Below are 9,751 nucleotides of genomic sequence, written 5' to 3'. Positions count from 1 at the left end.
GAATATTTGCCCAAATGGAATTATCGAGCCGTACCTCAACCTGAGTAATTCATTAAGTTATTTATTTTTCATTCCTTCTGTAGGGGCGAACAGCCGTTCGCCCCTACTAGAGTATACCTCCCCTCAAGTCCTTGTACAGCATACTTTCAACGGGGTTGTCACCCCGTCAGCCATATCAGTCAACCCCCTTCCATGTAATACTAGGGAAGGGTTGATTTTTTTTCTTCTTAATTCTTTTTTGGCTTCTCTCACTTCTACTGATGCTTTCTGATATTCTTCCTTTTGTTAAGTTTGCCAACAGTATCAGTATCACTTGCTACCAAAACGCCTTTAGTGTTAATTCGTAAAGCCTTTCTTTGAGATTGTTGATGCTGATATTCCAAAGCGGATTGTAATAGTGTTAGATAATGCTTATAGCGCTCCCAATTACCACGCACAACGCAGTTTGGTTCTTCACGGTGTAAACAATTTCTAAATTGACACTCTCCATCAGCTAAATATTGGCGAGTTTCAAGAAAATAGCTTGCTAAATTCGCAGGCAAACAAGTCAAATCGGGTCGATTAAATCCAGGGGTATCTGCAATTAGTCCTGATGTAGGTAGCTTGAAGAGCTCCACATGGCGAGTCGTATGACGACCTCGGGCTAGTTTTCCAGACACTGAATTGATCCTTTGATGACTCTTGGGAATAAGATAGTTGATTAAACTAGACTTTCCTACTCCTGATGGCCCTGCTAACACAGTAGTTCGGCTATGCAAGCATTGAGTTAAATCTTCTAAACCCTTTCCATTACGTAAACTTAAAAGAAACGGATTATAACCCCACCGCTTTAAGCGAATTAACCACTGCTGTTGTTCTGTGACTTCAAGCAGATCACATTTATTCAAACAAAGCGAGACTTCCACACCAATAGATTCAGCTTTAACCAAGAAACTGCTGAGTTGATAAGGGTCGAGAACAGGTTCTGCTAGAGCAAACATTAGCAAAATCTGATCGATATTAGCAATAGCAGGGCGGCTGAGTTCAGAATAACGGGGGAAAAGTTTACTGATTACTGCCGTATATTCAATCCAATCTACTTCTTCAACTTCTACTTGATCTCCTACCATTACTCGATGACCTAGTTTCTTTAAAAGAGCACGGCAAGTACAAAGTAGATTTATGGATTGAGGACTTTGTAGTTGAACCCAGTAATAATTAGCCTGAATTGACAATACAATCCCAACCAACCTAAAGTTATGACTCATTAGACCTCTTGCAAATTAATTATGTACTATAATAGTAGATTACCTCATTTTATATCTTTAGCGACCAAATTTTACTTTTTTTAGGACATTTTAGTTCTACAGGACTTGTTATGCTAAACTATCATTAAAAGACCTCTTGCATAATTAGATTATTATCCTCACGATATCGAAACCGAAGAAAACGATTAAATCTTCGATTAAGTCTTATTTCTGGAATTTATAATTACGGAGTTAATAGTCAGGGAAAATTGGCGATCGCCGTCACTGTACCTCATGAGTCTGAGAAACGCTATAAAAGAATTCAAACAAGATGTAGAAGACGGATTTCTATTTTGTGGCTATGAAAATTAGTTCTTTTCCTTCTTTCGTGTCTAAGCTAAGATCCCAATTACCGTATATTACCTTAATTCTAAAGCCAATCTTCGATAAGTTCGAAATTATCTCTTCTTTTTCTCGAAATATTTTAGCCCCTTTAGTAGTAATTAATCTATTGTTTGTTTTGAAATCGTAATACGTGTTGTAATAGGCTACTTTTTCTTTAAAGCTAATTATATCATACCACACATCGACTTGACCTAGGTGTTGATGGAATATTGTCCGTTTAGAGAAACTTGGTTTCCATTGCTCCCATGGTTTTAAAATAGGATTTAAGGTTTCAAATGCTAATATTCCCCCTGGATTTAAAGAAAAATAAGAGTGCATCAAAACCGAAGTCCACATGGTTTCTGTTAGAAATACTTGCGAAGCATGTCCTGCCATAAATATACAATCAAATTTGTACAAAGGTGTATTAGATATGTCACCCACAACCCATTGAAGGTTTTTGCTAGAGTACTTGCTTTTAGCAATATTTATCATTGCTTCTGATGGATCGATACCTACAACTTTTTTTTGTTTTTTAGAGATTTCAATAGCGATTACTCCTGTACCACAACCTATATCTAAGACTGTTGAAACGGATGGGTTGGATGCTAGTTCAAGGTAGAATTGTGAATCTTTCGAAAATGGGTTAAGTAAGTCATAAAGCTGAACAATAAGTGGATCTGTATAATCTGAGTTGTATAATTGATTCATGCAAAGTTAGCCTCAATGTGTAATTTTACCAGATGTCTCTTTCAAAGTGCATGAATAGACTTCTAAATGATCGCCAACTCTTCGTACGATTTCAATCGTATCCTCAAGAATACGAACCATAGACTCTTCTGGCATAAAACCGATACGGTAATCATTTCCTCCTAAAGGTCGCAATTTGGCGGTGATTCCACTTGGCAAAGTCAGAAAAGGCTCATATGTCATCTCATCCACCCAAAAAGAACCCTGAAGTTCCCCTTCTATATCAAGCGAGTTAGTCGGCGTAAATATAGGGTTCGTGTCACCAGGTGCAGCCTTGTAAAGTTTAGTAAAAATGACCCATTTTTGAGCCTTAATTGATAAGTAATTTCGTAAGGATTCAGGTCACTGAACTCCTTGCTGGGCAAAGACTTTAGATATGGAGCTTGATACTAAATCAATCTCTATTCTCAATAAACCACGAAAAACTGTCACTTTTCCTCGTTTATTGACAATTAACCACGAAAGACAAAAACCCTTATTTTGCCCTAAAACCCTTGCCAGACAAGCGTTGGAGCCGCAAGTTTTTAGACCTGAATCCTTACGTCCAATTTTCAATTAGTTCATCTGTATCCCAATTGGGTTTGACCATTCATCTCCTGAAATAGCGACTGAATCCTCACGTTAGTGTACGCCAAAAGATTGTTGCTTTCTCAGAAATTAATTAACGATACATATTTTAAGTTCTTTGTCAAATACCTTGACCAAGATATATTTAGAAAACTTATGAATTGAGCTAAAAATTGGGGCGCCGCGTCGAAGGTGGCTTTGAGGCTAGAATCCATATAGATCAAGTATTTCAGCCACAGGCTGCACTTGGTGACACGAACCCTATATTTACGCCATAAGGGCGGATGATTTGATCAACACCAGCCTCAGCTTGAGGTGCCCATTCTCTATGATCTATTTCCAATAAATCGACAGCAACAGCCGACTGATCAAATTGAATGCTGAGCGGACACCATGCCTTTCTAATCATAGCGATTTAATAAAATGAAAAACGAATATAGTATAATTAACACAATATGAATTTACCAGACCTTACGATGCCAAAATTTGACACCGAGCGTTTTTTCAAAGAATTTTGGCGCACTAAACCGTTGTTCGTTCCCCAAGGTGCGAAATTCTTTCTAGAAAAGACTCATGACTACGAATGGTTTGAACAAGTAAAAAAAAGTATGAGTCAATCAAAAGATAACCTCTTCGAACACAAGGGAGTGGTGTCTTTCATAGAAAGGATCTCAGAACACGACGCATACCTCGGCGAGCAAGCCGCACTACTACGATCAAAATTCAATTTCCCAGTCAGTTGGTTCGATGCAATACAAACAGACAAACCAACCAACGCGGGAATAGGCACACACTTCGACCATAGTGACAACTTTGTGCTACAACAACAAGGCATCAAGCATTGGCAACTTGCTTCTGAAAAATACATTCCCAATGAACTAAAAGCAAAGAGAATGTTGTTGCGAAATCAATCAGGCGATTTCTATTTTCCCAAAAACTGCGAGACGGTGAATTTTGTTCTAAATCCAGGCGATTTGCTCTACATTCCTTTAAATTGGATACACGATGGACACTCGAACTCCCCTTCGCTTAGTATTTCTCTAGTTTGCCCTGCGATACCATTCCACAGCCTCATTCTTCAACTTGCTGAGGCTGCAAAAGTTGCTGGTGAAGGTTATCAACCAATACCACTATTGCACCCCTGGCTAACCGAACAGGAAAAAAATCAAACAAATGCACTATGCTCGAAAGTCTTGAAGCACATGCTGAATCACTTAAATGAAAATCTAGTGGAAAAAATGATAGCAAACATTCTCAAGAGAAATAGCTAAAGGATTACATCTCCGCCAGCACCACCGAAAGCCTTATCCTTAGATTTTGGACCTCTTACTTTTGCTTTTTGATTAGCTGCTTTCTTTCTTTCGGCATTCATCTCGTCTCTAGTCGCAGACTTAACCCATTTCATGTATTCAGACCTGTTGTAGGGATTAGCGCCATCTCTCGGCCTGATCGGGAAGTCTGATTCCGTCAATTCTTTATACCGCTCGAACATTGCCGACATGGAACCCATGCCGCTGGTTAGCTCTGGTAACGCCAATGCGAAATTGTCCGTTGTTACAACCGGTATTTCACCCATGAGAATATATTCATCTCCAATTTGTTCAAAATTGGTAATAACACCTTTGTAACGATGGAGTTCCGATTGAATTGTACTTAAGTTATCTGTTGTAATACCCGTTATCTCAAATTTGTTTATTGGTTCACAAACTACCGTTTTTGCTTCCTCTAGCGCCTTGGCCAAAACCAGCGGTGTTAGCAACCTAAAATCTCCAGCCGCACTCACCGTACTAGCATATCCAGCTCTAGTAAAGATAACCTTGCATCTCTGAACCTGCCAACCGTAAGGTCCGGCACGAAGTTCACTGGAAATGGTTTCGAATACTGCTTGATAAAAAGACAGCGGTAACCGTCCAATGTTGTCACCACCATCAAAGGAATTCTCAAGACCAGCATTCCTCTCCACTCTCAATCCAACAGTTGCCCAGAAATCGGGGTTTCCATGCTCTTTTATGTGCTCCATGGAACCAATTTCTTCACATGCTGCCCCAACTCCAACGACTCGTTCAACATAAACAACCTTCGAAGGCTTGAATGCAACCTGTCGAACTCCGTAGTCGTCTTCTAAAGACTTCTGAATAACCTCTTTCTGCACCTCACCATAGAATTTGATACTCATTTCACCTTTTTCATCTAGTGAAAAATTTATGAATGGATCCTCGTCGCTCATCTCTTGCAAAGCTTCATACAACTTTTGCTTTTCTTTCACGTCTCTTGTAAACACCACTGCTTCCAACATGGGTGGAGGCAGCTCAAAAACTTTAGCCGTTCGAGCAGCAGCGCCAAATGAATCACCAATTTTAAGAGCTTTTGCAGCAACGCTTGCTATGTCCCCCGAGCGCGCATCACCAGGTTCCACCAATGTGCCACGATTATAAACACTGACTTCACTCAACTTGACTTCTTTTGGCTCATCCTCTCCTTGCGATAACACCTGCAGAGATTGACCGCGTGAAAGTGTTCCCGACCACATCCGGATTAAAGCCGTTCGACGTTCTTTTGCGTCACTCAAAAGCTTAAACACAGTTCCAGAAGGCTCTAAACCCCCATCTTCGAATTTAAGTTCCTCCTTTACGCCAATCAATATATTTAACAAATCATCAAACCCCGCCCCATTAAATGCCGATCCTGCAATGACTGGACATATTGTTTTTGCAACTGTTTGTTGGAAGACATGTTTTAACATATCAAGGCTGTCAAGTTCCTCATCATTAGCAATTAGATTTGGATTAGCTTCAAGTAAATGCAACACCAAATCTTCATCATGTGCCAACTCTTTATTGCTCAACGCACATGATGAAGCATCTTGAGTTCCAGGATTGTCAACCCTAGACAGCATGAAACCATTTTTGATTAAGCCGCTTTGTAACTGCCTTACAACACGGTCAGGATTAGCATTTTTTCGATCCACTTTATTGATAAAAACTATAAATGGAATATCCATATCTTTTAACGCGCGAGCCAAAACGCGCGTTCTAGACTGAACACCTTCACAAGCCGATACAACAAGAATGGCCATATCTAATACTGACAACGAACGCTGAACTTCAGATGCGAAATCAGAGTGTCCCGGAGTATCAATTAAGTTAAAACGCTTGCCTCTAAATTCCATAGCTGCAACAGCGGTCTTAATCGTTATGCCTCTCTCCTTTTCCTGTTGCATGCTATCGGTCTGAGTATTACCAGAATCAACTCTACCTATTTGAGATATAACACCAGACATATACAATAAACGTTCCGAAACGCTTGTCTTACCGGCATCCACATGTGCAACAATTCCAATATTCATCGGGAGTGAACTGCTTATATTTTGTTCTATCTTGTTATTAAGTGTCATTTAATCTCACTTCCTCCAAACGCATATATATTTTCACGCACCAATCGTCTGGCTATAGTCTCTCCGTGCACCAACTGTTGAACATCAAACTCATAAAATGTATATGGATACTCAACCTTATATCCATAACTCTCGTCCAATATATTTATCACGTCTTTTTCAAGCCTCAAAGAAAGCGCTTTTAAATTGCGCTTAAGCTGCCCTAAACTGCTAACGCCTAAAACCACACTTGATACAAACCCTTTACTTATTGCCCACGCAATTGCTATCTCACTCATTTCATAACCAGTACTGATTGAAATGTCACGAAGAACTTTTAGCACATCTGATGTTCTTTTCGAAAATATATTTACATCACCCGTAACAAAATTTGACGTAATCCTACCATCACCGGTGACTTTATTCTGACTGCCTTCAATACGGTATTTACCAGACAAGATTCCATTGCTCAAAACACCCCATGCAACAAGATTCACATCATGAGTTGCGAGAAATGAAGGCCATTCCGATTCAATTCCTCGTTCTACCAAACTGTAGTTGAGCTGTACGGCCTTCAAAGGAACCCCTGCATTAAATTGTCCTTTAGCACATGCTTCGGATGCATACCAAGCTGGCACATTGCACAAACCATATCCCCCGATAATTCCACGTTCTACTAGTTGCACAACTGCTTCCAAACTTTCATCGATGTGAGTAATACGATCCCAAACATGAAGATAAAGAAGATCTATTTGTTCAACTCTTAGTGCTTTTAAACAATCTTCAGCGGATGAGATTATTGAACGCTTCGACAACCCACCATTTCCGAGACCATCTGTTTTAGATCTATAACCAACTTTCGTAGACACATAAACACGACTATGGTTTCGTCTGGAAGAAATATAATCACCTAACCAACGTTGACTCTCACCTTGGTTGTAAACATTAGCCGAATCAAAAGCGAGGATACTATTCTCACATGCATAGTCCATGATTTGAAACGCCTCTTCCTTGGACATAGTCCAACTGGGACCCCATTTGGTTCCAAAAGTTCCTGTTCCAATAAAGACTGAAGGTATCTCTTCTTTCTGACTTGTATGAAAATTTTCTTTCTCAATCATATTTATAACTCAAGTCTAAATTAGCGCACCAGCTGATCCACCATCAATTCGAATGAGGGCACCGTTTGCAGAATGACCCATTTCAAAAAGCATGATTATGGCACTATAAACAGTTTCACAAGGTATTAAATCCGTAATCAATATTGCTGGATTTGATTTTTCCAAAAATCTCTTTTTTATTTCTTCAAAATTCGCCGAATTCTTCGCCGCCACACGATTCAATTGCTCAACTTTTCTCTCATCGTCCAAAGGACCCATTAGCATTGTCGAAACATATGATGCGGTATTCTTTGCTTGTTCGGCCAAGGATGATGTTAGATGCTTTAAAGCAGCTTTTGAGCTTGGATACCAAGGGCTTTTGTCATTGGGATGAAATATGGAATCCGAATTCACCATTACCGTTGCCAACGAATCTTCCGCCGATCTACTTTTTAATAACTTCGTAACAATCAAATAAGGTGCCAAGGCATTAATCTTATAGGAGTAAATAGCCTGCTCTTCAAGACTACCCTCGTGTTGATATACAGCTAAGCATGACACGACTAAATCAACATAGCCCGGCAAGCTATCAACAAATTCATCAAGTTTGCTGAGAACACTTAAATCCCAGACGACACTGTCCACCCCTTCTAACTGTTCTCGATGACCAGATCTAGAAACACCAGTAACCAGCCATCCATCTCTGTGAAACATTTTTACAAGAACCCAACCCAACCCATGACTGCTACCCAAGATTAGTACCCTTTTCATACATTCTCCTTTTTCAATAGGGACATGTTTTAAAGAGGGAGCCTAATGTGGATAATGTTATTTTCAAAAACGACACAACCCAACTCTAGACTCTCATAGAAATAGTAAAAACGATTTTGGCTCAAATGTCCAATTTGGCGTATAGCCGAGATACATACTAAAAGGTAAAATAACTACCTCAAACCTTTGCTCTATATAGGTTTCAGCTTTTGTAATTGGTTCATCAATGTAAAGTTATGTAAAGAGAAGTGTTACCCTTCAAGTAGGGGTAAAGACAAGATACGTATCTTGTCTTTACCCCGTGATAGCATTTTTTCTCTCTTTTTTTATTTTTCATCATTTGATCATTATCTGTAGCGAACTGCAAAAAGCAGAGGTCAAAACTGCAAAAAGGGAATTTTTGAAACCACGTGCTGATCGCGGGGAGCCAAGGGTCGTGCCGAAAGCGACCTTAGAACGCTACTGCGAAGTGATTGCTGCCATTAAGGTGCGAACATCCAACCGCAAAAGACGACACCTCTCGACTGGGGAAGCCATCCGCCTTCTCGAAGAACGCGGCATCCACACTCCTGACGGTCACGTACTCGTTCCATCGGGTTTATTGAAAGTCACCACCGTTAACCGTTACCTCAAACAGTGGGGCTATGATTGGGAGCGACTGATGCGACAACCACCGGCGGTGCGTTTCCAAGCCGAATTGAGTAACGACTGCTGGCACTTCGACCTCAGCCCTTCAGACCTCAAACACTTGAAAGCACCTGCTTGGATAGAACCCGGTCGCGGACATCCGCTATTGATGCTTTACAGCGTTGTAGACGACCGCAGTGGCGTGGCTTACCAGGAGTACCACAGCGTTTACGGGGAAGATGTAGAAGCGGCCTTGCGGTTCCTGTTTGCTGCGATGTCCCCGAAGTCCAATGCGGAACTGCCATTTCAAGGCATTCCCAAACAACTCTACATGGATAACGGCCCCATTGCTCGCAGTTTGGTCTTTAACAAAGTTATGGGGTATCTGGGAGTGGAAGTCTGCACCCACTTGCCTCAAGGCAAAGATGGACTCAGGGTGACAGCCCGTGCCAAAGGAAAGGTAGAGCGACCTTTCCGCACGGTTAAAGAGATGCACGAATATTCCGGCTGGGGGTCCCATTCCTCTCCATCGCTACCGCCATTTGAAAAAAACTAAGACGCAACTTCGGGCCGAGCGAATTGAAACGCTGGCTAAGTTATTAGTCCTCCCGAAAAATGTTGGCACTTCTGAGGGGGAAGAAGAGAACCGCGCCCCGTTTGAGCTACCTATGCAATCCTTTGCCGATCCCGATCCTTTTCAAGAATTCGCCTTTCCGACAATCCTTGCTGCTAAACGAGCGATCGCTGATTATTTGGGATGTCCGCTTGCCAAACTCACGGATGAACAAATGGCGTATGTTAATAAAATTTGTAATTGTTCTTTGAACAAAGCAGAAATCTTGACCCAAGTCCAAGCTTACTTCAATTTATCTCAAGGCAACAGTTCGGACATATTTTGGGAGAGTCAGGCTCTGAGAGAGCCGTATTCTAGGAGTTTTCGGTAGTTTGGATTT

General features: G+C 40.9%; 9 protein-coding genes and 1 pseudogene. 4 read left to right on the top strand and 6 right to left on the bottom strand.

Going from position 1 to position 9,751, the window contains the following annotated elements; all coding sequences use genetic code 11:
- Window positions 1-271: hypothetical protein (locus QUA13_RS30115; protein ID WP_333204473.1), on the top strand; the 271-nt coding region annotated here is incomplete at its 5' end.
- Here QUA13_RS30115 and rsgA read toward each other — a convergent pair.
- The 3 genes from rsgA to QUA13_RS30100 form a co-directional block, all read right to left on the bottom strand.
- The gene (rsgA, locus tag QUA13_RS30110; RefSeq protein WP_333204471.1) at window positions 255-1,109 is read right to left on the bottom strand and encodes a ribosome small subunit-dependent GTPase A; all 855 of its coding nucleotides are present in this window, start codon (window positions 1,107-1,109) and stop codon (window positions 255-257) included. The two genes, QUA13_RS30115 and rsgA, sit on opposite strands and share 17 nt — an antisense overlap.
- A gap of 465 nt (window positions 1,110-1,574) precedes the next feature.
- Window positions 1,575-2,321, bottom strand: a complete 747-nt coding sequence (locus tag QUA13_RS30105; RefSeq protein ID WP_333204469.1) for a methyltransferase domain-containing protein — start codon at window positions 2,319-2,321, stop codon at window positions 1,575-1,577.
- A 12-nt stretch (window positions 2,322-2,333) separates the two neighbouring features.
- Entirely contained in the window at window positions 2,334-2,543 is a 210-nt protein-coding gene (locus QUA13_RS30100; RefSeq protein ID WP_333204467.1) for a hypothetical protein, read from the bottom strand.
- Between the two features lie 839 nt (window positions 2,544-3,382).
- Between QUA13_RS30100 and QUA13_RS30095 the strand changes: the two genes are divergently transcribed.
- Window positions 3,383-4,198, top strand: coding sequence for a JmjC domain-containing protein (locus QUA13_RS30095; RefSeq protein WP_333204465.1), 816 nt, complete (start codon window positions 3,383-3,385; stop codon window positions 4,196-4,198).
- Here QUA13_RS30095 and QUA13_RS30090 read toward each other — a convergent pair.
- From QUA13_RS30090 to QUA13_RS30080, 3 genes are read right to left on the bottom strand one after another with little or no spacing between them, the layout of a single operon-like run.
- Window positions 4,195-6,321, bottom strand: a complete 2,127-nt coding sequence (locus tag QUA13_RS30090; RefSeq protein WP_333204463.1) for a translation factor GTPase family protein — start codon at window positions 6,319-6,321, stop codon at window positions 4,195-4,197. The two genes, QUA13_RS30095 and QUA13_RS30090, sit on opposite strands and share 4 nt — an antisense overlap.
- A complete protein-coding gene (locus QUA13_RS30085) occupies window positions 6,318-7,421 on the bottom strand; it encodes an aldo/keto reductase (protein ID WP_333204461.1) in 1,104 nt (367 codons plus the stop codon). The genes QUA13_RS30090 and QUA13_RS30085 overlap by 4 nt, the downstream gene beginning before the upstream one ends.
- Before the next feature lie 15 nt (window positions 7,422-7,436).
- The gene (locus tag QUA13_RS30080; protein WP_333204459.1) at window positions 7,437-8,171 is read right to left on the bottom strand and encodes an SDR family NAD(P)-dependent oxidoreductase; all 735 of its coding nucleotides are present in this window, start codon (window positions 8,169-8,171) and stop codon (window positions 7,437-7,439) included.
- A 409-nt stretch (window positions 8,172-8,580) separates the two neighbouring features.
- On the opposite strand from QUA13_RS30080, the pseudogene QUA13_RS30075 reads away from it, so the two are divergent.
- Together QUA13_RS30075 and QUA13_RS30070 are read left to right on the top strand one after the other, a co-directional pair.
- A pseudogene (locus QUA13_RS30075) lies at window positions 8,581-9,297 on the top strand (IS481 family transposase); the annotation flags it as partial.
- Between the two features lie 43 nt (window positions 9,298-9,340).
- Window positions 9,341-9,742 (top strand): hypothetical protein, encoded by a 402-nt coding sequence (locus QUA13_RS30070; protein WP_333204455.1) that lies wholly within the window; start codon window positions 9,341-9,343, stop codon window positions 9,740-9,742.
- Window positions 9,743-9,751 lie beyond the last annotated feature (9 nt).

The organism is Microcoleus sp. S28C3 (assembly GCF_036700785.1).
Classification (GTDB): Bacteria; Cyanobacteriota; Cyanobacteriia; order Cyanobacteriales; family Microcoleaceae; genus Microcoleus; species Microcoleus asticus.
The sequence above is the reverse complement of the archived record's forward strand: the minus strand, read 5'-3'. Positions and strand labels throughout refer to the sequence as shown.

Bases quoted from the DNA above. Each gene is read 5' to 3' on its own strand.
- rsgA (WP_333204471.1), bottom strand. From the start codon at position 1,109: ATGGTAGGAGATCAAGTAGAAGTTGAAGAAGTAGATTGGATTGAATAT.
- QUA13_RS30105 (WP_333204469.1), bottom strand. From the start codon at position 2,321: ATGAATCAATTATACAACTCAGATTATACAGATCCACTTATTGTTCAG.
- QUA13_RS30100 (WP_333204467.1), bottom strand. From the start codon at position 2,543: ATGACATATGAGCCTTTTCTGACTTTGCCAAGTGGAATCACCGCCAAA.
- QUA13_RS30095 (WP_333204465.1), top strand. From the start codon at position 3,383: ATGAATTTACCAGACCTTACGATGCCAAAATTTGACACCGAGCGTTTT.
- QUA13_RS30090 (WP_333204463.1), bottom strand. From the start codon at position 6,321: ATGACACTTAATAACAAGATAGAACAAAATATAAGCAGTTCACTCCCG.
- QUA13_RS30085 (WP_333204461.1), bottom strand. From the start codon at position 7,421: ATGATTGAGAAAGAAAATTTTCATACAAGTCAGAAAGAAGAGATACCT.
- QUA13_RS30080 (WP_333204459.1), bottom strand. From the start codon at position 8,171: ATGAAAAGGGTACTAATCTTGGGTAGCAGTCATGGGTTGGGTTGGGTT.